This is a genomic window from Streptomyces sp. (assembly GCF_036566765.1).
Classification (GTDB): domain Bacteria; phylum Actinomycetota; class Actinomycetes; order Streptomycetales; family Streptomycetaceae; genus Streptomyces.
In genome coordinates this window covers 15,174-36,939 of sequence record NZ_DATCVQ010000197.1, presented here as the reverse complement: position 1 = coordinate 36,939, position 21,766 = coordinate 15,174, and the positions used below count along the sequence as shown (strand labels likewise).

Below are 21,766 nucleotides of genomic sequence, written 5' to 3'. Positions count from 1 at the left end.
CGGCCGTGTGCGCGGCGCGCAGCCGGGCGACGAGCCGGCGGCCGTACCAGAATCCCGGGCGGCCCAGGGCCGGGCGGACCGGAGAGGGCCGCTCGGGGGCCGGGGCGCCGGGCGGGGGCGCGGCGAGGTCGTCGTACCCGGTGGGCGGGCGCTGGGCCTCGTACGCGGTCCAGGTGCGGTTGGACAGGTACCAGAGAAGGCCGACGAGCGCCGCGGGGACGAGCGCGGCGAGCGCGAGCCGGCGGCCGGGCTGGGACCACCAGCCGCCGCGGTCGGCGGCGAGGAAGCCCAGCCAGGGGCGGTCGGCGACGCAGGCGGCGGAGCCGGCGCACTGCCAGGCCGTCAGGTCGAGGGCGACCTCGCAGACGGCGGCGGTGAGCAGCACGGTGAGAGTGAGGGCCAGCAGCCGCACCAGGACCCCGTACAGCCGGACGCTGCCGCGCCGGCCCTCGGTGGGCGGCCGCATCCAGTGCGCGAGGTTGGCGACCATGAACGGCAGGAGCAGCAGCCACAGGGCCCGGGTGCCGTTGCCGGAGGTGAGGTTGGACCAGCAGTACGCCTCCGGTACCGGCCGTTCGGCGTAGCGCTCGGGGTGGTCCTCGGCGTCGAGGTCGGCGCCGCGGCGGTGCATGGCCGCGGTGGCGTCGCCGGTGACCCGTACGGTGCGCGGCTCGTCGAGCATGTCCTGCGGGGTTGCTCCGCCGACGCCGTGGACGAGCAGTTCGAGTGCCGCGCCCCCGGTCTGCGGGGCCGGTGTGGCAGGGGACACTTCGGTGACTCACTCTCTGAGTGGGAGGATTCGACGGCACGTACAGAATCACGGATCGGTGCGGCCCCAGGGCAGAGGTCGCACAGAATCCGCCCCTGATCCCCTCTGGAAGGACCGGCCCCGGCGGTGAGCGACAATCAGAACCTCCTCGCGGAGCAGCGACGCGCTCTGATTCTGGACGAGGTACGGCGGCGGGGAGGCGTCCGGGTCAACGAACTGACCCGGCGGCTCAATGTCTCGGACATGACCGTGCGCCGGGATCTGGACGCGCTGGCTCGGCAGGGCCTGGTGGAGAAGGTGCACGGCGGCGCGGTGCCGGTGGCCGAGCCGGCCACCCACGAGCCGGGCTTCGAGGCCAAGTCGACGCTGGAGCCCGGCGCGAAGGAGGACATCGCGCGGGCGGCCGCGGCGATGGCCGCGCCGGGCAGCGCGATCGCGCTGTCGGGTGGCACGACGACGTACACCCTGGCGCAGCAGCTCCTCGAGGTGCCGGACCTGACGGTGGTGACCAACTCGGTGCGGGTCGCGGACGTGTTCCACACGGCGCAGCCGCCGGGGCCCTCGGGCGCGGCACGGCCGGGCGCGGCGACGGTGGTGCTCACCGGCGGGGTGCGGACGCCGTCGGACGCGCTGGTGGGTCCGGTCGCGGACCGGGCGATCGCCTCGCTCCACTTCGACGTGCTGTTCCTGGGCGTGCACGGCATCTCGGTCGAGGCGGGTCTGTCGACGCCGAATCTGGCCGAGGCGGAGACGAACCGGCGGCTGATGCGGTCGGCGCGCCGGGTGGTGGTGGTCGCCGACCACACCAAGTGGGGCACGGTGGGGCTGAGTTCGTTCGCGACTCTGGACGAGGTGGACACGCTGGTGACGGACCGGGGGGTGTCGCCGCGGGTCCGCGCGGAGATGGCGGAGCACGTGCCGGGGTTGGTGGTCGTGGGAGCGGGCGGGGCGGTGGACGGCGGGATGGACCGAGCGATGGACGAGTCCCAGGCCGGTCCCGGGGCCGGAGTGTGACCGTCTTCCGGATCGAGCGCGGCACGACGCTCGCGCCTGCGGAGGCCTGGGCGCGGCTGACGGACTGGCCGGCCCACGGGTCGTGCGTGCCGCTCACCCGGACCCGGGTCCTGACGCCCGGCGGTACGAGCGTGGGCACGCGCTTCTCGGCGCGCACCGGGATCGGGCGGGCGGGCTTCGACGACCCGATGGAGGTGGTCCGCTGGGAGCCCCCGTCGGCGGATCGGCCGGGCGTGTGCCGGCTTGAGAAGCGGGGCCGTACGGTGCTCGGCTGGGCGCTGATCGAGGTGCACCCGGCCCCGGGCGGCGGCAGCCGCGTGGTGTGGGTGGAGGAGCTGCGGCTGCGCGGACTGCCGCGCGCGGCCGACCCGTTGCTGAACACGGCGGGGCGGATGCTGTTCGGGCGGGCGATGGACGGGCTGCTGCGGACCTGAGTCGGCCGGCAGTGGGAAACGGGGTCGGCCGGCAGTGGGAAACGGAGTCAGCCGGCAGTGGGAATCCGGGCCGGCCGACAGTGGGAATCTGACGGGTCGCCAGCTATGGTGTGCGGACCTTCGGCCCCGCCCTCGGGAGGTACGGTCCCATGCCCCGCCGACTCCGGCTCGTGGAGCTCGACTTCGCCTCGTCCGCGCCCGTGCGCCTGGTGTTCACGGCCGATCTGGCGGCCCCGCCGGCCGCCGTGTACCGGTCGCTGGCGGAGGAACTCGCCGACATGCCCACCTGGTTCAGCGCGGTGGCCTCCGCGACGCCGACCGACGGCGGCGCGAGCCGGACGGTGCGGCTGCGCGGCGGGGTCCGCTTCCAGGAGACGATCATGGCCGCCGAGCCGGGCGCCCGCTACGCGTACCGGATCGACGAGACCAACGCGCCCGGCGTGCGGGCGATGCTGGAGGACTGGGTCCTCTCCCCCGCCGGGCAGGGCACTCAGGTCCGCTGGACGATGGCGGTCGACGGCCCGGCCGCGTGCCGGCTCGCGTTCCGGCTGGCCCGCCCGGGGGTGGGCAAGTCGTTCAAGGACGCGATGCGCAACCTGGACCGGCGGCTCACTCCGGCCAGGCGCCCGTAGCCAGGAAGCGGTCGACGGCGGCGGCGTACGGGGCGATGTCCAGGCCCTGTTCGGCGAGCCAGGCGTCGGAGTAGTACTTGTCGAGATAGCGCTCGCCCGGGTCGCAGATCAGCGTCACCACGCTGCCGGTGCGGCCCTCGGCGACCATCTCGGCGACTATCTTGAGCGCGCTCCACAGGCCGGTGCCGGTCGAGCCGCCCGCCTTGCGGCCTATCGCGTCCTCCAGCGCGCGCACCGCGGCGACGCTCGCCGCGTCGGGCACCTTCATCATCCGGTCGATCGCGCCGGGCACGAAGCTGGGCTCCATGCGCGGGCGGCCGATGCCCTCGATGCGCGAGCCGCAGTCCGACGTGGCGTCGGGGTCGTTGTTCGTCCAGCCGTCGAAGAAGCAGGAGTTCTCCGGGTCGGCGACGCAGATCCGGGTGTCGTGCTGCATGTAGTGCACGTACCGGGCGATGGTCGCCGAGGTGCCGCCGGTCCCGGCGGTGGCGACGATCCAGGTCGGCTCCGGGTACCGCTCAAGACGCAGCTGCTGGTAGATCGACTCGGCGATGTTGTTGTTGCCGCGCCAGTCGGTGGCCCGCTCGGCGTAGGTGAACTGGTCCATGTAGTGCCCGCCGGTGCGCTCGGCGAGCGCGGCGGACTCCTCGTACATGGTGCGCGAGTCGTCGACGAAGTGGCACTGCCCGCCGTGGAATTCGATGAGCCGGCACTTCTCCGGGCTGGTGGTGCGCGGCATCACGGCGACGAACGGAACGCCGATCAGCTTGGCGAAGTACGCCTCGGAGACGGCGGTGGAGCCGCTGGACGCCTCGATGACCGGCTTGCCGGGCCGGATCCAGCCGTTGCACAGGCCGTACAGGAACAGCGACCGGGCAAGGCGGTGCTTGAGGCTGCCGGTGGGGTGGGTCGACTCGTCCTTCAGGTAGAGGTCGATGCCCCACTCGTCGGGCAGCGGGAAGCGCAGCAGGTGCGTGTCGGCCGAACGGTTGGCGTCGGCCTGCACCTTGCGCACGGCCTCCTTCAGCCAGGCGCGGTACGCGGGGTCGCTGCGGTCCACGTCGACGGTGGCGGGCGCCGTGGCCGGGCCGGTGCTCTGTGTGGTGCTCATACGTGCTTCTCCTCGTCGTGTTCCCCATGCCGACGATAACTCCCTCACCTGCACAAACGTTCGCTTTGGGGATCCATAGGAGTCCCTTGGGAGGCCCGCCGAGGGACTGCGGAGGGAGTGCGGAGGGGGTGCGCGCGGTCTGGTGCATGGGGCAGGCGTTCGGCAGACTGGCGGAGGAACCGGCGAAGGCGAGAAGGGGGCGGTGTGCCATGGCGGAGCCCGAGTTCAGTGCGACGGGGGTGCGCATCGAGCGCTGGCCGCGGTCGTTGACCCGGGCCGGCGAGGTGCGGATCGAGGACGGGCGGCTGGCCCTGCTCACCAGTTACGGCCGGGAGATCGACAGCGCTCCGGTGAAGGCGGTACGCGCCGGGCGGCCCTGGTTCGCGGGCCCGGACGCGGCCGTGGCCACGGTCAACGGCACGCGCTACCGGCTGACGATGGAGTCCGCGCGCTCGGGCGGGTTCCTGGAGGCGCTGAAGCGGGCGAGCGGCGGGCGCTGAGCGACGCCGGCCGGCTTGACTGTCTCTGACCAGCGGAGTGTCGCCGCGAGTTGCGCGGTCGTGACGGCTGGTTCAGGCTGGGTGACATCACTCAGGGTTCATGAGCGTTCAGGCTGGGTGACATCACTCAGGGTTCACGAGCGGTGACGCTTTGACCCAGGCGCCGCTCCGCACGAACAGCAGGCAGCTGACTGCTGGATCCGATCCTTCGTCTTCTTCCGGACCTATTTCGGGGAGTCGCAGCCGTGATCAGCGAACCGAGCAGGCACTGCACGGTAGAGGTCCAGGCTCTGCCGTCGCGGATCGGTCAGGTCCGCCGCATCGTGTCGGCGCATCTGCGCTACTGGCACCTGGACGCGTTGATAGACCATGCGGCGCTCGGCGTCACCGAGCTGCTGACGAACGTCCACCGGCACGCCCATCCGGACAAGCGGTGCACCGTCGAGGTCGAGCTGCTGCTCGACCGCCTCACGGTCTCGGTCCACGACCACGACCCGAGGCTCCCGGGGATCCACAAGGCCGACGACGGCGACGCGGAGGCCGACCCGTACGCCACGTCCGGGCGCGGCCTCGCGATCGTGGAGGCGGTCAGCGAGAGCTGGGGCGTCCGGCCGCAGGGGGCCGGGAAGGCCGTCTGGTTCACTCTCCACGCCCCGGCCCTGGCGCTCACCGCGCCGCCGCGCCCGCACGCCGTGCACGGCGCGACGACGGACGGCCCGTTCGCCCCGGCCGCCTTCGCCCCCGACGACGTCCCCTTCGGCGCACCCGCCGAGTCGGTCCGCGCCGCCGGCATCTGACACAGCCGCCGACATCCGGCACAGCCGCCGACATCCGGCACGACTGGACGCCCGCCCTGGAGCTCAGGGCGGGCGCCGCTTCGTCGCGTTACCCGGCCGTACCCCTTGACGCTCCCCCACCGCCCTTCGATACTGGCGGCCAAATCGATTTGGCCAAATCGATTTGGCTCTCCGTCCAGGGCCGGATCGCGGCTGAAATCCGAGCGTGCACGTACGCCCGAACGGAGCCCCAACGTGTCCAGTCCCCGCCAGACCCAGCCCGGCACGGAACAAGAATCCCCAGCACCCGCACCCGTACCACCGGGGTCCGCCCCCGCCCCCACGTCGCAGCCCCACCCCGTCGACGAGTCCCGCCCCCTCGGCCGGATCCTCCTCTTCGGGATCCAGCACGTCCTCGTCATGGCCGCCACCCCCATCTCGGCGATCTTCCTGATGAGCGCGACCCTCCACCTCGACCCCGGCCTGACCGTCAACCTGCTCTCCGCGGCCTTCGTCCTCTCCGGAGTCGGATCCCTGATCCAGTCGCTCGGCCCGTGGAAGTTCGGGCCCCGGCTGCCGTTCGTGATGCTTCCGGGCGGCGCGCCGCTCATCCTCTTCATCGCGATCGCCGAACAGCACGGACTGCGCACGGCCACCGGCGCGGTGATCCTCACCGCAGCCTTCTACTTCGTCGTACTGCCGGTCTTCTCGCGGCTGCTGGCCTTCTTCCCGGCCCTGGTCATCGGCACGATGATCGTGATCGTCGGCGTCAACCTGGTGAAGGTCGGCGCGGTCCTCGTCACCGGACGCCCCGGCCAGCCCGGCTTCGCCGACCCCCTCAACCTCGGTCTCGGCATGGCCACCATCGGCTTCACCGTCGCCTTCTACCTGCTCTTCAGCGGCATCCTGCGCCAACTCGCCGTCATGCTCGGCCTCCTCGCCGGCACCGCTCTCGCCGCGTTCCTCGGCAGCGTCGACCTCGGCCGGGCCGCCGACGGGGGCCTGTTCACCGTGCCGCAGCTGATGCCGTTCGGCTCACCGCAGTTCAACCTGGTCGCCGCCCTGCCGCTGATGCTCTACAGCCTCGCCTCCATGGCGGAGGCCACCGGCCAGACCGTCATCAACGCCGAGGCCGTCGGCAAGGAGATCGACAAGCGCACCGACGTCCCCAAGACCGTCCGCGGCGACGCGCTCACCTCGCTCTTCGGCGGGTTCTTCGGGCTCCCGCTCATGGTCACCAGCGGCGAGAACATCGGGATCGTCCGCGTCACCGGCGTGCGCAGCCGCTTCGTGACCGCCGCGGCCGGCGTCGTCCTGATCGTCATCGGGTTCCTGGCGCCCGTGACCCGCGCGATCAGCGTCATCCCCTCGGCGGTCGTCGGGGGCACCGCGATGGTCGTCTTCGCCGTGATCACCGTGCTCGGCGTGCAGATGCTCGGCCGCTCCGACCTCGACAAGCACACGAGCACCTTCATCTGCGCCGTCGCCCTGGCGCTCGGCCTGCTGCCGATCCTCGTTCCCGGCGTGTACGGCGGCTTCCCGCCGAACGTCCGCATCCTCCTCGAAAGCGGCGTCGCCGTCGGCGCGTTCGTCGCCGCCGTGCTCAACATCCTCTTCCACCACGTGCGGCCGAGCATCACGGCCCGCCTGGCCGCCGCCGGCCAGGCGACCACCGCCCTCCCCAGCGCCACCCCCCGTACCGAAAGCGACCGATGAACCCGCTCACCCGCGACCTCCTCGACGGCCCCGGCCCGCTCCTCCTCGTACCGGACGCCGTCCTGCTGCCCGAAGGCCCCGCCGACGGCCATGCGGCCCTCGTCGTCGACGGTGTCTTCCGCGCCGTGGGACCCGCCGAGGAGCTGGAGCGTACGCATCCGCACCTCGACCCCGTCCGGCTGCCCGGTCACCTCCTGATGCCCGGTTTCGTCGACGCCCACCACCACCTCACCCAGAGCTTCGGGTCCGCGCTCGCCTTCGGCGAGCCGTCGGAGATCTTCCGCAGGGTGTGGGTACCGCTCGAGGGCTCGCTCGACGAGGAATCGGCCTACACAGCAGCCAAGTTGGCTGCCTACGAGGCCCTGCGCGGCGGCTTCACCACCGTCGCCGACGCCGGAACCCGCGCCGACGTGGACGTCGACGTGATCGCGTCCGCCGCCCGCGACGCCGGCATCCGCTGCGTGCTCGGGCTCGTCTGCAACGACGCCGAGAACGCGAACCCGTCCGTCCTGGACAGCGCCGAGAAGCACCTCGCGCGCTACGACGGCGACCCGCTGGTCCACCCCTCCCTCGCCGTCTCCGTCCCCGAGGCCGCCACCGAGGCGACCCTCCGTCACACCGCCCGCCTCGCGGCCGAGTCCGGGGCCGTCGTCCAGATCCACGTCAACGAGCACCTCGCCGGCGTCGAGCGCTCCCTCGTACGCCACGGGCTGCGCCCCCTTGAACACCTGCACGGCATCGGTGCGCTCGGACCCCAGTTGCTCGCCGCGCACGCCACCCTCCTCACCCCGCACGAGCTCACCCTGCTCGCCGACACCGGGACGGCGGTCAGCTACAACCCCGTCGCGAGCGCATGGAAGGGCAACGCCGTCGCCCCCGCCACCGCCATGGCCGAACGCGGCGTCCGCTTCGGACTCGGTACCGACGGCACCCGCGGCGACGGTTTCCGCCTCGCCGAGGCGGCGGAGTTCGCCCAACGGCTCGCGTACGGCCTGGTCACCGGCGACTCGTCCTGCGGCGCCGGCTGGACCTGGCTGGAGCACGCCACCCGCGGCGGCGCCGACGCCGTCGGGCTCGGCGCGCGGACCGGCACGATCGCCGAGGGGCTGGCCGCCGACTTCCTCCTCGTCGACGTCACCAACCCCGAACTCGCGCTCTCCTGGGACCTGCCCTGGGAGCTGGTACGGCGCGGCAACCGCGACCAGATCTCCGCGGTGTTCGTCGCGGGCCGCCTGCGTCTGTGGTGCGGCCGGCCCGTCGGCTGGGACGGCCCCGCGCTGGTGAGCCGGGCGGCCGAACTGGCCCGCGCGGCCGTGGGAAGGGCCGCCGTCACCCGCGTACACCCCACCTCCACGACGGCACGGGAACGGAGCACGGCGCGGTGACCACCGAGACACTGGCGGTGCTCGCCGTCACCCTCGCCGTCGCCGCGTTCGTCCAGGGCAGCAGCGGACTGGGCTTCGCCCTGATCGTCGCTCCCGTGGCCGGCATCCTCGATCCCGGGCTGCTCCCGGTGTTCGTCCTGGCGTCGATGATCCCGCTCAACGCGTACGTCGTCTGGCGTGAGCGGGCCTCGCTCGATCTGCGCGGCGCGAGCTGGATCACGGCGGCGCGGCTCGCCGCCACCCCCGGCGGTCTGGCGCTGCTCTGGCTCATACCGGACCGGAGCATCGGCCTGTTCGTGGGCCTCGCCACCGTGCTCGCCGCCGTGGTGAGCCTGGCCGCGCCCGCGTTCACGCCCGGCCGGGCCGCCTATGTGGGCGCGGGTGCGGTGACCGGTCTGACGGAGACGGCGACCGGGGTCGGCGGTCCGCCGCTGGCGCTGGTCTACCAGCATCGGCCGCCCGCCGAGCTGCGTTCCACCGTCGCCGCGTGCTTCCTCGTGGGTGAAGTCGCCTCGCTGCCACTGCTGTTCGCGACGGGTGAGGGAGACCCCGCGGACCTCGGGTGGGCTGCCGCCCTGCTTCCCGCGATCGCGGCGGGCGCGTGGCTGAGCAGGCTCGTGCATCACCGTCTCGACGCGCGGCGGATGCGCCTGTTCGTGCTGGTCTTCGCCCTGGTCTCGGGGGTGGTCCTCATGCTCGGCATCTGAGCCGTCCGGTACTCAGCGGCCGGCGGCGTCCCGCAGCGACGAGGCGCGGGCGATCACCCGCGGCTCGGGCGCCGCCGCTGCCCCCGCGGCGGCGGGTTCGCCGCGCAGCCGGGCGAGGAGCATCTCCACGGCCCCGGCCGCGGCCCGGTCCAGATGCAGGTCGACGGCGGTCAGCGGCGGTTCGCAGGTGCGGGCGCGCAGACCGTCGTACCGGGTGACGACCATGACGTCGTCCGGGATGACGCGCCCGCTGTCCCGGACCGCCCGGACCGCGCCCACCGCGAAGACGTCCACCAGCGCGCAGACCGCGTCGATCCCGGGGTGCTCGGCGAGCAGGGCCGCACAACTCTCGTACCCGGCCTGTTCGCCGCCGGACTCGGCGGCGGTCGCCACGATCGGCGCCCAGCCCTCCGCCTCGGCGACCCGCGCGAAGGCGGCGCGGGCGTCGACCGACGAGTGCCGTGAACCGGAGCCGACGATCAGGGCCGGCTGTCGCGCCCCCTGCTCGCGCAGATGGGCCAGGAGCAGCTCGGCGACCAGCCCGCCGCGCAGATCGACGTACGGCACGTCCTGCTCCGCGGACACGGGCCTGCCGAGCGCCACGTACGGCAGTCCGCGCTCCTTCAACGTGGCCACGGCCACGTCGTCCGCATCGGGCTCCACCACGATGGCCCCGTCGATGTCGACGGAGTACAGGGCGGACCCGGACTGCACGGGAGGCACCAGCACCAGCGCGTAGTCGTGCACGAGGGCGCTCTCCGCGGCGGCCGCCGCGACCTCCATGTAGAAGCCGAGCCGGGACGGGCCTCCGGCCACCGCGAACGGCATGGACGAGGCGAGCGCGATGGCCTTCGCCTGCCCGCGCCTGAGCCGCTGCGCCCGCAGGTTGGGCCGGTAACCGAGGTCGGTGGCAACCTGCTTGATGCGCTCCCGGGTGCGGGGGTCGACCTTGCCGATCCCGTTGAGGGCGTGCGAGACCGTCGTACGCGACACCCCGGCGACCCGCGCGACGTCGGCGATCGTGGGCGGCCTCGGACCGGCACCGGAAGTGGGCATCTGCGCGAACGCTCCTCGCGTGATGAGGACGGGTGACCCCACCATCTTCGCCGAACAACCGGACTGCCGGTGCCGAGATCGTCAGCTCCCTTCCCTCACTCCGTCGCGATCGCCCGCAGTACGTCCATGCGGGCCGCGCGGCGGGCCGGTCGCCAGGCGGCGAGCGCGCCGGCGGTGAGGCCGACCAGGGCGACGACCGCGAGCGAGAACGGCGGCAGCGCGAAGGCGAACGGGGTGTCCCCCGCGCCCTCGGACGCCTCGACGAGCACCCAGCCGAGGAAGCCGCCGAGCACCAGGCCGCCCACCGTGCCGAAGGCGGCGACCAGGACGGACTCCCAGCGGACCATGGCCCTCAGCTGGGCGCGGGTCTGGCCGACGGCGCGCAGCAGGCCGAGTTCACGGGTGCGTTCGTGCACCGCGAGGGTGAGCGTGTTCGCGATGCCGAGCAGCGCGATCACCACGGCCAGCGCGAGGAGCGCGTAGACGAGGGTGAGCATCATGTCGATGCCGCCCGCCGACGCCTCGGCGTACTCGTCCCGGGTCTGCACCTCGGGGTTGCCGTACTGCCGCGCGACGTCCTCGACCGCCGCCCGGCCGTCGTCCGCGGCGACGCCGTCCTTCAGGGTGATGGAGACGAGGGTGTCGGAGTCCTGCGTGCGGTGCGGGGCCCAGGCCTCGCGGGTGACGACGTACGAGCCGGCGAGCTCGGACTGCTGGTAGACGGCGCGGACGGTGAAGGTCCGCCGGGTCCCGTCGGTGAAGGCGAGTTCGGTCGTGTCGCCGGGCGACAGGCCGGCCTTGTCGGCCGCCGCGTCGGCGACCGCGATGCCGTTCGCGCCGAGGCCGTCCAGGGAGCCTCGTACGTCGCCGAGGTCGAAGGAGCGGACCAGCGCGGCCGGGTCGGTGACGGTCAGCGCCCGCCCCTCGCCGTCGACCTCGGCGACGCCCTTTCCGAGCCCGACAGCGGTCTCCACCTCGGGCAGCGCGGCGATCGCCGGGGCGAGCCGGGGGCTGAGTCCGCTGCCGCCCGCGCCGAACGCGGGCGTGGACACGGCGAGGTCGCCCGCGAAGGAGCGCGACACGGTCTGGTCCATGGTGGCCTTCAGGGACGCCCCGAAGACGGTGAAGAGCGACACGACGGCCACGCCGATCATCAGCGCGGTCGCCGTTGCGGCGGTGCGCCGGGGGCTGCGGAGCGCGTTGCGGCGCGCGAGACCGCGGGTGACGCCCCGCAGCGGCCCGCCGAGGACCCGTACCGCGACCGAGGAGGCCACCGGCCCCAGGACGACGAACGCGGCGAGCACGAGCACCGCGCCCGTACCGGCGAGCCAGATCGAGGGGGCGACGAGCACGCCGGTGAGCGTGACGGCGAGGGCGACGGCCAGCAGCCCGGCACCGGTCAGGGCGCGGCGGTGCGAGGCCCCGGAGTCGTCGACGGCCGTCTCGCGCAACGCCGCGAGCGGCGCGGTCCGGCCCGCCTTGACGGCAGGGAGCAGCGCCGAGCCCAGGCAGACGAGAAGCCCGACGGCGAACGGCAGCGCCAGCGAGAGGCCGCTGACGACCAGATCGCCCTCGGGGAACGGGAATCCGACGGCCGGGAACAGCGCCTGCAGACCGGCCGCCACCCCGATCCCGCCGAGGAGTCCGACGGCGGAGGCGAGCACGGCGACGACCGCCGCCTCGGCGAGCGTCGCGCCGACGACCTGGCGGCGGGCCGCGCCGAGCGCCCGCAGCAGCGCGTTCTCGCGGGTGCGCTGGGCGACGACGATCGCGAAGGTGTTGTGGATCGAGAAGACGGAGACGAGCAGCGCGACCCCGCTGAAGACCAGCAGGAAGACGGTGAACAGGGTCAGGAACTGCCCGGAGATCCTGTCGAGGTTCTCCTGGGCGGACTGCTGCCCGGTGATGGCCTCGACGCCCGCCGGGAGTACGGGGGTCAGCGCGTCGACCAGCTCCTGTTGGGAAGTGCCGGGTCCGGCCCGTACGAGGATGCTCGCCGCGTCGCCGGGCTTGGGAGTGACGTACTTCTCCGCGTCGGCGCGGGTCATGCCGGTGTACGTCGCCTGGCCCATGCCGTCCCCGCCGCCGAAGGTGGCGAGCCCGACGACGGTGACCTTCACGGGGTCGGGCGTGCGCAGCGTGGTGGTGGCGCCGATCTTCAGGCCGCCGGTCTCGGCGGCCCCGCGGTTGACGACGACCTCGCCGGACTTCTCCGGGACCCGGCCCTCGGCGAGCCGGTACGGGTTGAGCGCGGTGTCCTCGATCCAGTTGCCGACCAGAGTGGGCGGCCCCTGGCCGCCGATGGCCTCGCCGTCCGCGCCGACGAGCTGGCCGGCGCCCTGGATCTGGGGCTCGGCGGCGGCGACGCCCGGGGTCCTGCGCAGGGTGTCGGCGAGGGAGGCGTCGACCGGCCGCCGCGTGCCCTGCCCCTCGCCGGCGACGGTGACCACGCTCGTACTGCGCACGACGGCGTCGGTACCGGCGGCGGCGCCGCCGAAGAGCGAGTCGAAGCTCGCCCGGAGCGTGTCGCCCATGACGAGCGTCCCGGCGAGGAAGGCGACGCCGAGCAGCACGGCGGTGAAGGTCCCGGCGAAGCGCCGCTTGTGGGCGCGGAGGGAGGAGAGGCTGAGGCGGAGGACGGGGAAGCGCTTGCCGGCAGGCCGTGGCGTGCTCATGACCGGCCGCCTCCCCTGCCGTCGAAGGCCTTCAGGCGGTCCAGGACGCGTTCCGCGGTGGGCGCGGGCATCCGGTCGACGAGCCGTCCGTCCGCGAGGAAGACGACTTCGTCGGCGTGGGCCGCGGCGACCGGGTCGTGGGTGACCATGACGACCGTACGGCCGGTCCGCCGGACGGTGTCGCCGAGCAGCCTCAGCACCTCCTCGCCGGAACGCGAGTCGAGGTTGCCGGTCGGTTCGTCGGCGAAGACGACGTCGGGGCTCCCGGCGAAGGCGCGGGCGACCGCGACGCGCTGCTGCTGTCCGCCGGACAGCTCCGCGGGCCGGTGGTGCAGGCGGTCGCGCAGGCCGACGGTGTCGATCAGGGTGTCGAGCCAGGCCCGGTCGGGGGCGGCGCCGGCGAGGTCGAGCGGCAGGGTGATGTTCTCGGCGACGTTGAGCGTGGGCAGCAGGTTGAATGCCTGGAAGACGAAGCCGACGCGTTCGCGGCGCAGCAGCGTCAGCCGCCGGTCGTCGAGGGTCGACAGGTCGGTGTCGCCGATCAGCGCGGCGCCGGAGGTGAGGGTGTCGAGTCCGGCGGCGCAGTGCATGAGGGTGGACTTGCCGGAGCCCGAGGGCCCCATGATCGCGGTGAAGCGCCCGGCCGGGAAGTCGACGCTCACCCCGTCCAGGGCCCTCACCTCGGTGTCGCCGCCGCCGTAGACCTTCACGGCGTCGACGACCCGGGCGGCGGTGTCGGTACGCACGGCGGTGGTGGTCATCCCGCACCGCCCTTGGGCCGCGCGACCCGCCCGAACTGCTCCTCCAGGACGGTGAGGCGACGCCAGTACTCGTCCTCGTCGATCTCCCCGGCCGCGAAGCGGTGCCCGAGGAGAGCGATCGGCGACTGCTCGTCGTACGCGGGACGGTGACCGCCGGGTCCGCGACGGCCGCGCCACACGGTGCGGCGCAGGACGGTGACGACGGTGACGATCACGGCGGCCCAGATCAGCGGGAACAGGAGAACCCACGGTCCGGGACCTGCATGGGCGAGGGTGTTCATGTCGGTCAGCTCCTTGCGGTTCGTTACTCCCGAGACTCCCGCGCGGAGGAGGCCGAAGTCGTCGTACGACCAGCGGCTTCGCGTGTACGACGGGGGGAGTAGGGGGCCGCCTGTCGCCCTGCTCCCACGCGTCCTTTCCGGCTGTACCTACTGGTATGTACACTCGTGATCATGAGCACTCCGGAGCGACTGATCGAGGCCACCCGCGAGCTGCTGTGGGAGCGCGGGTACGTGGGCACCAGCCCCAAGGCGATCCAGCACGCCGCCGGTGCGGGCCAGGGCAGCATGTACCACCACTTCGCCGGGAAGCCGGACCTGGCGCTCGCCGCGATCCGGCGCACGTGCGAGGAGACGCGGGCGGCGGCCGAGGCCGCGCTCGGCGGCGAGGGGTCCGCGTACGCGCGGATCGAGGCGTACCTGCGGCGTGAGCGCAATGTCCTGCGCGGCTGCCCGGTCGGCCGTCTGACCATGGACCCGGACGTGATGGCGAACGCGGAACTGCGGGCGCCTGTCGACGAGACGCTCGACCGGCTGCGCGAACGGCTCGCCGGGATCGTCCAGGAGGGCCTGGACCGCGGAGAGTTGACAGGTCCACTCGATCCCGGCGCGCTTGCGGCCACGATCGTGGCCACTGTGCAGGGCGGCTATGTGCTGGCCCGTTCCTCGGGTGCGCCGGCGGCCTTCGAGGCAGCGGTCGACGGACTGCTCATGCTGCTGGGGTCCCACAAGGGACCAGTCTCATAAGGGAGTTCACGCCAGTGCATGCGATGCAGTACGAGATCACCCTGCCCGCCGACTACGACATGAGGATCATCCGCGAGCGGGTCGCGACCCGGGGCCGTCTGCTCGACGACTTCGCGGGGCTCGGCCTCAAGGCGTACCTGATCCGGGAACGGGCGGACGGCTCGCCGGTGAACCAGTACGCGCCGTTCTACCTGTGGGCCGCGCCGGAGGGCATGAACTCCTTTCTCTGGGGCCCCGGTTTCCAGGGCATCGTGAACGACTTCGGCCGGCCGGTGGTGCAGCACTGGATGGGCCTCGCGTACGCGGAGGGACCGGCGAACCACGCCGCACCGGCCACGGCGACGCGCCGTCGCGGGCCGGTCGCGTCGGCAAAGGCCCCGGGGGCTGCCGTCGAGGAGGCGCTGGCGCGCCACGAGGCGGAGTCGCGGGCCGACGGCGTGGTCGCGAGCGCGCTCGCGGTCGACCCGCGCGGCTGGGAGCTGCTGACGTTCACGTTGTGGGCGGCGGGGGCGGAGGTTCCGGGGGAGGCCGGGGAGCGGTTCCGGGTGCTGCATCTGTCGGCCCCGGAGCGGAAGTCGCTGCCCCAGGGCCGACAGTGGTGAGTTTCGGCAGGTCGGTGGGCGGGGTGCGTCAGCCGACCGGTACGAGGGTCAGATAGGCCATGCCGAGGATGTTCCGGTAGCCGAGCCAGCCGGCCCGCTGACGGTCGACGCGTGCGCGGGTCTCGGCGGCAAGCGGGTGGTCGGGGTGGGCGGCGAGCCAGAGTTCGGTGTCGTACCGGTAGCCGGACTCGAACTCCTCCCACTCCTCCCGGCCCGCCGTCTCGATCCAGGCGGGCCGGAACCCGGCCTCGATCGCCAGGTCCACGAGCTCGGGGAGGAGGAAGTGGTCCGCGACGGTGGCACCGGGCCACATGCCGGCCAGTTCGGCCTCGGTCGGGGTGCGCTCCCAGAAGCACTCGCCGAGCACGACCCGGCCGCCCGGGCGGACAAGCCGGCGCAGCTCGCGCAGCGCGGCCGCCAGGTCGTGCGGCAGCTCGGGGTCCAAGAGGGCCTGGCTGGAGCCCAGGCAGAGGATCGAGTCGACCGGCCCGCGCGTGGTGCCGAGCGCCGACTCCTCGACGAACTCGACGCGCTCGGCGAGCCCGCGCTCCTTGGCGAGGCCCCGGCCGCGGTCCAGATCCTCGGCCTCGATGTCGAGCCCGACGCCGGTAGCCCCGGGTGCAGCCTCAAGGACGCGCAGCAGCAACTCGCCCCAGCCGCAACCGATGTCGAGGACGGTGGCGGGCGAGCCGGCGGCGAGCCGCTGAATCATGCGGGTGGCCCGGGAATCGGAGAGGGGCCCGTGAAAGTCGAGACTGCCGAGACGCGGGGGAAGATCATTGTCGGTCATGAGGCGTGACCGTAGCTCCCCCGTGAGGTTCTGGCCAGCACTTGGCGGGGTCCTCGGTCCGGCAGGGGTTCCGGCGCGGGGTACGGGCGGGGCCTGGTGTCCTGCGCCCCTCAGCGCTCCTTGTGGGCGAGGGCTGCGAGTGGGTCGTCGAGGACGGGCTGCCAAGCCAGTTCGGCCGCGCCGACGAGGCTGTTGTGGTCCAGGGTGCAGGGGAGGATCGGTACGCCGCCGCTGCGGCCCCACAGGCTGCGGTCCGCGACCACCGCGCGCAGCCGCTCCGGGTCGGCGTCGAGCAGTTCGCGGTGCAGGCCGCCGAGGATGATCCGGTCAGGGTTGAGGATGTTGACCAGGCCCGCGAGGCCGAGGCCGAGCCGGTCGATCAGCTCCTCGGTGGCCGCCCGCACGCCCGGGTCGTCCCGCCGGGTGCGCAGCAGGTCGCGGGACTGCGCGAGCAACGAGACCTCGGGGCCGGGGTCTCGGCCGGCCGCGATGAGGAAGGCGAGCGGGTCCGTCTCGACGTCGAGGCAGCCCCGGCTGCCGCAGTAGCAGGCCCGGCCCTCGGGGTTCACCGTGAGGTGCCCGACCTCCAGCGCCAGGCCCGAACTCCCGGTGTGCAGGCGGCCGTCCAGGACGAGCGCGCCGCCCACGCCGCGGTGACCGGTGGCGACGCAGAGCAGGTGCTGTGCGCCGCGGCCCGCGCCGTGGCGGTGCTCGGCCAGGGCGGCGAGGTTCACGTCGTTGCCGGTGAAGGCGGGGCCCTCGATGCCGGCGGCGCGTACCTGCTCGGCGAAGATCTCGCGCACCGGCGCGCCCGCGGGCCAGGCCAGGTGCAGCGGATTGAGGGCGGTGCCCTCGGGCTCCGCGACGGCGGACGGCGCGGCGAGACCCGCGCCGACGCAGCGGCGGCCGCTCGCGCGGAGCAGGGCCGCTCCGGCCTCGACGACCTCGCCGAGCACCTGCGCCGGGTCCTCCGAGACGGTGACGCAACCGGGCGCGGTCGCGACGATCCCCCCGCCGAGCCCGACGAGTGCGGCGCGGAACCCGTCCGCGTGGACCTGGGCGGCGAGCGCGACGGGCCCGTTGTCGTCGACGGCGAGTCGGTGCGAGGGCCGACCCTGGGACCCGGCGGCGGCCCCCGGGTTGGAGTCGACGCGGATCAGCCCGAGCGCCTCCAGCTCGGCGGCCACGGCCCCGGCGGTGGCACGGGTGACACCCAGCTCGGCGGTGAGCACGGCGCGGGTGGGCGCGCGTCCGGTATGCACGAGTTCCAGCGCGGGCCCGAGTGCGCTGCGCCCCCTGTCCAGCCGTGTCCGGGTCGTGGTCGCCTTGCCGTTCATGAGGGCGAGTCTCCCATGATCGGCCACCCCGGTTCCCCCGGCGGGGGTACGAATCGGGCGGGGGGCTTGTCAGGGGCGGGGGAGGTCGGCGAGCTGCGCTGCCGGGCGGTCGGCGCGGGGCAGGCGGACTTCGGCTGTCCTGCCGGACGGCGGGCGCGGGAGCGCAGCCGTACGCGGGCGGCCGGCGCGGCGCGGGGCGGGCGACCTGCGGTTGTCCTGCCGGGCGGGCCGCACGGGCAGGACCACAGGTGCGAGGCAGCAGGCGGGCGGCCGCCGGCAGGACAGCCGGCCCGGAGCGCAGCCGTGCGCATGCGGCCGCCCCTGCCCCGGGCGGACCGCCCGCGCCGAGACGGTCGGGCGGTCGTTTCGCGGACACCAGGTCGGGTACCGCGCCGTGTGAAGGCAGGGGCTCCCCCGGGGAGGCGACATGCCAGGCACCGACACCCGCACCCGCACGAAGGCGACCGTCGAGGCGCTGCTGGCCGAGCGTGGAGTCACGTACGCCGAGGAGGCCGGGATCCGGCTCCGGGACACGCCGCAGCCGCTTTACCAGCTGCTCGTCCTGACGCATCTGCTCAGCGCGCGGATCCGGGCGTCGACCGCTGTGGCCGCCGCGCGCGCCCTGTTCGCGGCGGGGATGCGCACCCCGCAGCGGATGCGGGACGCGACCTGGCAGGAGCGGGTCGACGCGCTGGGCGAGGGCGGGTACCGCCGTTACGACGAGAGCACGGCGACGCAGCTGGGCCGGGAGGCCGAGCTGGTCCTGGACGCGTACGGCGGCGACCTGCGCCGGATGCGGGAGGCGGCCGGCGGGGACCCGGACGCCCTGATCGCCGCGCTGCGCGAGTCGCCTGGGATCGGGCCCGCGGGCGCGGACATCTTCCTGCGCGAGGTCCAGGACGTCTGGCCGGAGTTCGCGCCCCGCCTGGACGGTCGCGCGCTCGACGGCGCGCGCCGCCTGGGGCTGCCGCCGGAGCCGACGGCACTCGCGGCACTGGTACCCCGCGACCGCCTGCCCGCGCTGGCCGCAGCGCTCGTCCGGGTCGCCCTCGACCCCCACGCGCCGGAGGACGGCACCGAGTCGGTCCACGCCGCGTGACCGACGCCACCGCCGGACCTCGTCCAGTCACCCGATGCGAAGCCGGGCCACGATCCGTCACCGACACAGTGCCTGGCGCCGCTTGCTGACGAACACGGTCCCGCACCCCGCGACATGCCCGATACCGGGGCCGCGCCGCGCCCCGCCCCACGACGACGCCACGCCGCAACCCGCCGGACGCCCCCGCACCACCGCCCCCGTCCCGCACCACCCCACCCCGCCCCCGTCCCGACGACCGCCCCGCGACCGCCCGCTCCCACCTCCCACCAGCTTGATACGAACCGCCCCCGCCCCCTATCCTGAGTTTGTGCCGCTACTAAACAAAGTAACGACGACCATCCCTGGGAGCCTCGGCGGAGACACCGCCTCCCTCTCCCGCCTCCGCCTCGCCCTCACCCTCTTCTTCGCGCTCGACGGGTTCCTCTTCGCCGGCTGGGTGGTGCGGATTCCGGCCATCAAGGCGCAGACCGGCGCGTCCGCGGGCGATCTGGGCCTCGCGCTGCTCGGTGTGTCGGCCGGTGCGGTCGTCACGATGACGCTGACCGGGCGGCTGTGCCGGCGGTTCGGCAGTCATGCCGTCACCGTCGCCACCGCCGTACTGCTCTCGCTGAGCATCGCGCTGCCCGCGCTCACCCGTTCCCCGCTCGCCCTGGGCCTGGTCCTGCTGGTGTTCGGCGCCGCGTACGGCGGCATCAACGTGGCGATGAACAGCGCCGCGGTCGACCTCGTCGCCGCGCTGCGCCGGCCCGTGATGCCCAGCTTCCACGCCGCGTTCAGCCTCGGCGGCATGCTCGGCGCGGGACTCGGCGGGCTTGTCGCCGGTTCCGTGGCCCCCGCCGCGCACCTGCTCGGCCTGACGCTCGCCGGCCTCCTCCTGACCGCGCTCGCCGGTCCCACCCTGCTGCGCCACCCCTCCCCCGCGCCGCCCGAGGCCGCGCCGAAGCAGGGCGCGCGGCCCGCCACCGGGCCCAAGGCGCGCCGGGCCGTCCTCGTCTTCGGCGTGATCGCGCTGTGCACGGCGTACGGCGAGGGTGCGCTGGCCGACTGGGGCGCGCTCCACCTGGAACAGGACCTGCACGCCCACCCGGGCATCGCCGCCGCCGGCTACTCGGTCTTCGCGCTGACCATGACCGCCGGACGCCTCTCCGGTACGGCGCTCCTCGAACGCCTCGGCCAGACCCGCACCTTGGTGGCGGGCGGCGCGACGGCCGCGGCGGGCATGCTGCTGGGCGCGCTCGCCCCGAGCGTCTGGGCCGCGCTGCTCGGGTTCGCGATCACGGGCCTGGGGCTGGCCAACATCTTCCCGGTCGCGGTGGCCCGCGCCGGTGCGATCGCCGGCCCCGGCGGCGTCGCGGCCGCCTCCACGCTCGGGTACGGCGGCATGCTCCTCGGCCCCCCGTCGATCGGCTTCCTGGCCGACTGGTTCTCCCTGCCGCTGGCCCTGACCACGGTCGCCGTCCTCGCCGCCGGCGCGGCACTGATCGGCTACGCGACGCGCAACGCCTCGGCGCCCACGACAGCTTGACGATACGTCCGCCTGAATGCAGCCGGTGAGTACGGCTGACCGGCGCCCCTTGAGTAGCCCTACTCAGGCCCCGTCCCGCCGCCGCGTGCAGAATCGTCACGGCGGGGCGGCCTGACCGCACCCGGGATCGAAACGGCACAGAGAGCGGACACAAGAGCGGATCATGACGACAATGCAGCGCCTGGGCGCCCTCGCACGGCTCACCTTCGGCAATCCGCTCTCCCTCGCGTACCTCGGCATCGTCGGTGTGCTCGTGCTGCTCGACCGGACGTCGACGGCCTCGGCGCACAGCGACGCCTCGATCATTCCGGGGCTGCTGGCTCTCGCGCTGGCCTTGCCGACCGGGGCCGTGGTGTTCATGCTGCGCGACCTGTTCGACGAGAACGTCTTCATCCCGGCCGCGCTGGTCTTCTCGTACGTCTTCCAGGCCTTCGTCATCGGCGTCGTGTACCGCTGGTTCCGCAATCGTGCTGCGCGCGCCCGTACCGTGCCGGGGCCGGGCGCGGCCTGGGAGAATCCCCCGCATGGAACCGATCATGAACGTCGCTGAACTCGTCGCGGCTCTCGACGAGTCGGGCCGCGCGCTGGCCGACGCGGCCGACGAGGCGGGGCTGGACGCGCCGGTGCCGACCTGCCCGGGCTGGCAGGTCCGCGACCTGCTGCGGCACACCGCCATGGTGCACCGCTGGGCCGCCGCGTTCGTGACCGAGGGGCACACCTCGTACCACCCCGACGGCGGCGAGCCGCAGCTCGACGGCGAGGAGCTGCTCGGATACTTCCGCGAGGGTCACGCGGCGCTGGTCGAGGCGCTGACGAAGGCGCCCGCGGACCTGGAGTGCTGGACCTTCCTGCCGGCTCCGTCGCCGCTGGCCTTCTGGGCCCGCCGGCAGGCGCACGAGACCGGAGTGCACCGCGCGGACGCCGAGTCGGCGCTGCCGTCCGGTCCGCGCCCGGTGGACGCGACCCTGGCGGTCGACGGCATCGACGAACTGCTGTATGCCTTCCACGGCCGCGACCGCAGCCGGGTCCGTACCGAGACGCCGCGCGTGCTGCGGGTGGAGGCCACGGACACCGGCGACGTGTGGACCGTACGGCTGTCGCCGGACGCGCCGAGCACGACGCGTACGACGCGGTCGGACGACAGCGACGGTCCCGCCGACTGCACGCTGTCCGGCCCCGCCTGGCGGCTCTTTCTGACGCTGTGGAACCGACTGCCCGCCGACGCGGTGGAGCTCACCGGCGACGCCTCGCTCGCCGCCCTGTGGCGTGAGCACTCCGGAATCACCTGGTCGTAACCGAGCGGCGACACGCACGCGGCGGGGCCGAACCGAGCGCACAGGCACCGGGGAGGCCACGCACGCTTGCTCCCGAGGCCACGGGCCCCCGGACCGCCTCAGCCGTCCCGGGAATCCGCCCCGTCCTCGCCCAACATCCGCTTCAACACCGCCCGTTGCCGCGGCAGCGCCTCCGCGTACCGCGCGCGACCCGCGTCCGTGAGCGCCACCCGCACCCCGCGCCGGTCCTCGCCGCACATCCCTCGCACGACCAGGCCGCTCTTCTCCAGGCGGGCCACCAGGCGCGAGAGCGCGCTCTGGCTCAGATGGACGCGGTCCGCCAGTTCCTGGACCCGGTACGCGCTGCCGCCGTCCGCCGGGGCCTCCTCGGCGAGCACGTCGAGCACGTCGAAGTCGCTGGCGCCGATCCCGTACGCGTGCAGAGCGCGGTCCAGCTCGCAGGTCGTCCGGCGGTGCAGTGCGAGGACGTCCCGCCACTCCTCCACGAGCGCACGCTCGGACTTCATCGCTGCCATGGCCGCACGTTAGCAGAGAAGCCGCTCTTTGTTGCTTCGGAA

Annotated in this window: 22 protein-coding genes and 1 pseudogene; 14 read left to right on the top strand and 9 right to left on the bottom strand. The window is 73.8% G+C overall.

Annotated elements, in window-relative coordinates; translation table 11 throughout:
• Window positions 1-769: pseudogene (locus VIU94_RS11165) on the bottom strand (hypothetical protein); the annotation flags it as partial.
• A 126-nt stretch (window positions 770-895) separates the two neighbouring features.
• On the opposite strand from VIU94_RS11165, the gene VIU94_RS11160 reads away from it, so the two are divergent.
• From VIU94_RS11160 to VIU94_RS11150, 3 genes are all read left to right on the top strand, one after another.
• On the top strand, window positions 896-1,783 hold the full coding sequence (locus VIU94_RS11160) for a DeoR/GlpR family DNA-binding transcription regulator (RefSeq protein WP_331910220.1): 888 nt from the start codon (window positions 896-898) through the stop codon (window positions 1,781-1,783).
• Window positions 1,780-2,217 carry an SRPBCC family protein gene (locus tag VIU94_RS11155; RefSeq protein WP_331910218.1) on the top strand — a complete coding sequence of 146 codons (438 nt, stop codon included), beginning with the start codon at window positions 1,780-1,782 and terminating at the stop codon, window positions 2,215-2,217. Before VIU94_RS11160 ends, VIU94_RS11155 begins: the two co-directional genes overlap by 4 nt.
• 149 nt (window positions 2,218-2,366) lie before the next feature.
• Window positions 2,367-2,849: an SRPBCC family protein gene (locus VIU94_RS11150; RefSeq protein WP_331910216.1), complete on the top strand. Its 483-nt coding sequence runs from the start codon at window positions 2,367-2,369 to the stop codon at window positions 2,847-2,849.
• Here the strand turns inward: VIU94_RS11150 and cds1 are convergent.
• On the bottom strand, window positions 2,827-3,960 hold the full coding sequence (gene cds1, locus VIU94_RS11145) for an L-cysteine desulfhydrase Cds1 (RefSeq protein WP_331910214.1): 1,134 nt from the start codon (window positions 3,958-3,960) through the stop codon (window positions 2,827-2,829). The two genes, VIU94_RS11150 and cds1, sit on opposite strands and share 23 nt — an antisense overlap.
• Window positions 3,961-4,169: 209 nt before the next feature.
• Here cds1 and VIU94_RS11140 point away from each other — a divergent pair, with 209 nt between their 5' ends.
• From VIU94_RS11140 to VIU94_RS11120, 5 genes are all read left to right on the top strand, one after another.
• Window positions 4,170-4,460: a hypothetical protein gene (locus tag VIU94_RS11140; RefSeq protein ID WP_331910212.1), complete on the top strand. Its 291-nt coding sequence runs from the start codon at window positions 4,170-4,172 to the stop codon at window positions 4,458-4,460.
• Window positions 4,461-4,705: 245 nt separating this feature from the next.
• On the top strand, window positions 4,706-5,257 hold the full coding sequence (locus VIU94_RS11135) for an ATP-binding protein (RefSeq protein WP_331910210.1): 552 nt from the start codon (window positions 4,706-4,708) through the stop codon (window positions 5,255-5,257).
• Between the two features lie 234 nt (window positions 5,258-5,491).
• Window positions 5,492-6,952, top strand: coding sequence for a uracil-xanthine permease family protein (locus tag VIU94_RS11130; RefSeq protein ID WP_414720924.1), 1,461 nt, complete (start codon window positions 5,492-5,494; stop codon window positions 6,950-6,952).
• Window positions 6,949-8,337: an amidohydrolase family protein gene (locus tag VIU94_RS11125; protein ID WP_331910208.1), complete on the top strand. Its 1,389-nt coding sequence runs from the start codon at window positions 6,949-6,951 to the stop codon at window positions 8,335-8,337. The genes VIU94_RS11130 and VIU94_RS11125 overlap by 4 nt, the downstream gene beginning before the upstream one ends.
• Entirely contained in the window at window positions 8,334-9,044 is a 711-nt protein-coding gene (locus VIU94_RS11120; protein WP_331910206.1) for a sulfite exporter TauE/SafE family protein, read from the top strand. The genes VIU94_RS11125 and VIU94_RS11120 overlap by 4 nt, the downstream gene beginning before the upstream one ends.
• Window positions 9,045-9,056: 12 nt before the next feature.
• On the opposite strand, the gene VIU94_RS11115 is transcribed toward VIU94_RS11120, so the two are convergent.
• From VIU94_RS11115 to VIU94_RS11100, 4 genes are all read right to left on the bottom strand, one after another.
• Window positions 9,057-10,100 carry a LacI family DNA-binding transcriptional regulator gene (locus VIU94_RS11115; protein WP_331910204.1) on the bottom strand — a complete coding sequence of 348 codons (1,044 nt, stop codon included), beginning with the start codon at window positions 10,098-10,100 and terminating at the stop codon, window positions 9,057-9,059.
• Between the two features lie 95 nt (window positions 10,101-10,195).
• On the bottom strand, window positions 10,196-12,775 hold the full coding sequence (locus VIU94_RS11110) for an ABC transporter permease (RefSeq protein ID WP_331910202.1): 2,580 nt from the start codon (window positions 12,773-12,775) through the stop codon (window positions 10,196-10,198).
• Complete coding sequence (locus VIU94_RS11105) at window positions 12,772-13,536, bottom strand: ABC transporter ATP-binding protein (RefSeq protein WP_331910200.1); 765 nt, start codon at window positions 13,534-13,536, stop codon at window positions 12,772-12,774. Before VIU94_RS11105 ends, VIU94_RS11110 begins: the two co-directional genes overlap by 4 nt.
• Entirely contained in the window at window positions 13,533-13,817 is a 285-nt protein-coding gene (locus tag VIU94_RS11100) for an SHOCT domain-containing protein (RefSeq protein ID WP_331910198.1), read from the bottom strand. The genes VIU94_RS11105 and VIU94_RS11100 overlap by 4 nt, the downstream gene beginning before the upstream one ends.
• A 171-nt stretch (window positions 13,818-13,988) precedes the next feature.
• Between VIU94_RS11100 and VIU94_RS11095 the strand changes: the two genes are divergently transcribed.
• A complete protein-coding gene (locus tag VIU94_RS11095) occupies window positions 13,989-14,561 on the top strand; it encodes a TetR/AcrR family transcriptional regulator (protein ID WP_331910196.1) in 573 nt (190 codons plus the stop codon).
• Between the two features lie 14 nt (window positions 14,562-14,575).
• Window positions 14,576-15,163 (top strand): DUF4865 family protein, encoded by a 588-nt coding sequence (locus tag VIU94_RS11090; RefSeq protein WP_331910194.1) that lies wholly within the window; start codon window positions 14,576-14,578, stop codon window positions 15,161-15,163.
• Between the two features lie 28 nt (window positions 15,164-15,191).
• Here the strand turns inward: VIU94_RS11090 and VIU94_RS11085 are convergent, their stop codons facing one another.
• Together VIU94_RS11085 and VIU94_RS11080 are read right to left on the bottom strand one after the other, a co-directional pair.
• Window positions 15,192-15,953 carry an SAM-dependent methyltransferase gene (locus VIU94_RS11085; RefSeq protein WP_331910192.1) on the bottom strand — a complete coding sequence of 254 codons (762 nt, stop codon included), beginning with the start codon at window positions 15,951-15,953 and terminating at the stop codon, window positions 15,192-15,194.
• A gap of 110 nt (window positions 15,954-16,063) precedes the next feature.
• Window positions 16,064-17,290, bottom strand: a complete 1,227-nt coding sequence (locus VIU94_RS11080) for an ROK family protein (protein ID WP_331910190.1) — start codon at window positions 17,288-17,290, stop codon at window positions 16,064-16,066.
• 427 nt (window positions 17,291-17,717) lie between these two features.
• Here VIU94_RS11080 and VIU94_RS11075 point away from each other — a divergent pair, with 427 nt between their 5' ends.
• From VIU94_RS11075 to VIU94_RS11060, 4 genes are all read left to right on the top strand, one after another.
• Window positions 17,718-18,389, top strand: a complete 672-nt coding sequence (locus VIU94_RS11075) for an endonuclease (RefSeq protein WP_331910188.1) — start codon at window positions 17,718-17,720, stop codon at window positions 18,387-18,389.
• Between the two features lie 307 nt (window positions 18,390-18,696).
• Window positions 18,697-19,914 (top strand): MFS transporter, encoded by a 1,218-nt coding sequence (locus VIU94_RS11070; protein WP_331910186.1) that lies wholly within the window; start codon window positions 18,697-18,699, stop codon window positions 19,912-19,914.
• 163 nt (window positions 19,915-20,077) lie between these two features.
• Window positions 20,078-20,464 (top strand): SCO4225 family membrane protein, encoded by a 387-nt coding sequence (locus tag VIU94_RS11065; protein WP_331910184.1) that lies wholly within the window; start codon window positions 20,078-20,080, stop codon window positions 20,462-20,464.
• A complete protein-coding gene (locus VIU94_RS11060) occupies window positions 20,451-21,209 on the top strand; it encodes a maleylpyruvate isomerase family mycothiol-dependent enzyme (RefSeq protein WP_331910182.1) in 759 nt (252 codons plus the stop codon). Before VIU94_RS11065 ends, VIU94_RS11060 begins: the two co-directional genes overlap by 14 nt.
• Window positions 21,210-21,307: 98 nt before the next feature.
• Here the strand turns inward: VIU94_RS11060 and VIU94_RS11055 are convergent, their stop codons facing one another.
• The gene (locus VIU94_RS11055; RefSeq protein WP_331910180.1) at window positions 21,308-21,724 is read right to left on the bottom strand and encodes a MarR family winged helix-turn-helix transcriptional regulator; all 417 of its coding nucleotides are present in this window, start codon (window positions 21,722-21,724) and stop codon (window positions 21,308-21,310) included.
• Window positions 21,725-21,766: the final 42 nt, after the last annotated feature.

Coding starts and splice junctions, on each gene's coding strand:
- VIU94_RS11140 (WP_331910212.1), top strand. CDS start 4,170: ATGGCGGAGCCCGAGTTCAGTGCGACGGGGGTGCGCATCGAGCGCTGG.
- VIU94_RS11110 (WP_331910202.1), bottom strand. CDS start 12,775: ATGAGCACGCCACGGCCTGCCGGCAAGCGCTTCCCCGTCCTCCGCCTC.
- VIU94_RS11080 (WP_331910190.1), bottom strand. CDS start 17,290: ATGAACGGCAAGGCGACCACGACCCGGACACGGCTGGACAGGGGGCGC.
- VIU94_RS11100 (WP_331910198.1), bottom strand. CDS start 13,817: ATGAACACCCTCGCCCATGCAGGTCCCGGACCGTGGGTTCTCCTGTTC.
- VIU94_RS11115 (WP_331910204.1), bottom strand. CDS start 10,100: ATGCCCACTTCCGGTGCCGGTCCGAGGCCGCCCACGATCGCCGACGTC.
- VIU94_RS11105 (WP_331910200.1), bottom strand. CDS start 13,536: ATGACCACCACCGCCGTGCGTACCGACACCGCCGCCCGGGTCGTCGAC.
- VIU94_RS11065 (WP_331910184.1), top strand. CDS start 20,078: ATGACGACAATGCAGCGCCTGGGCGCCCTCGCACGGCTCACCTTCGGC.
- VIU94_RS11085 (WP_331910192.1), bottom strand. CDS start 15,953: ATGACCGACAATGATCTTCCCCCGCGTCTCGGCAGTCTCGACTTTCAC.
- VIU94_RS11150 (WP_331910216.1), top strand. CDS start 2,367: ATGCCCCGCCGACTCCGGCTCGTGGAGCTCGACTTCGCCTCGTCCGCG.
- VIU94_RS11075 (WP_331910188.1), top strand. CDS start 17,718: ATGCCAGGCACCGACACCCGCACCCGCACGAAGGCGACCGTCGAGGCG.
- VIU94_RS11095 (WP_331910196.1), top strand. CDS start 13,989: ATGAGCACTCCGGAGCGACTGATCGAGGCCACCCGCGAGCTGCTGTGG.
- VIU94_RS11125 (WP_331910208.1), top strand. CDS start 6,949: ATGAACCCGCTCACCCGCGACCTCCTCGACGGCCCCGGCCCGCTCCTC.
- VIU94_RS11055 (WP_331910180.1), bottom strand. CDS start 21,724: ATGGCAGCGATGAAGTCCGAGCGTGCGCTCGTGGAGGAGTGGCGGGAC.
- VIU94_RS11060 (WP_331910182.1), top strand. CDS start 20,451: ATGAACGTCGCTGAACTCGTCGCGGCTCTCGACGAGTCGGGCCGCGCG.
- cds1 (WP_331910214.1), bottom strand. CDS start 3,960: ATGAGCACCACACAGAGCACCGGCCCGGCCACGGCGCCCGCCACCGTC.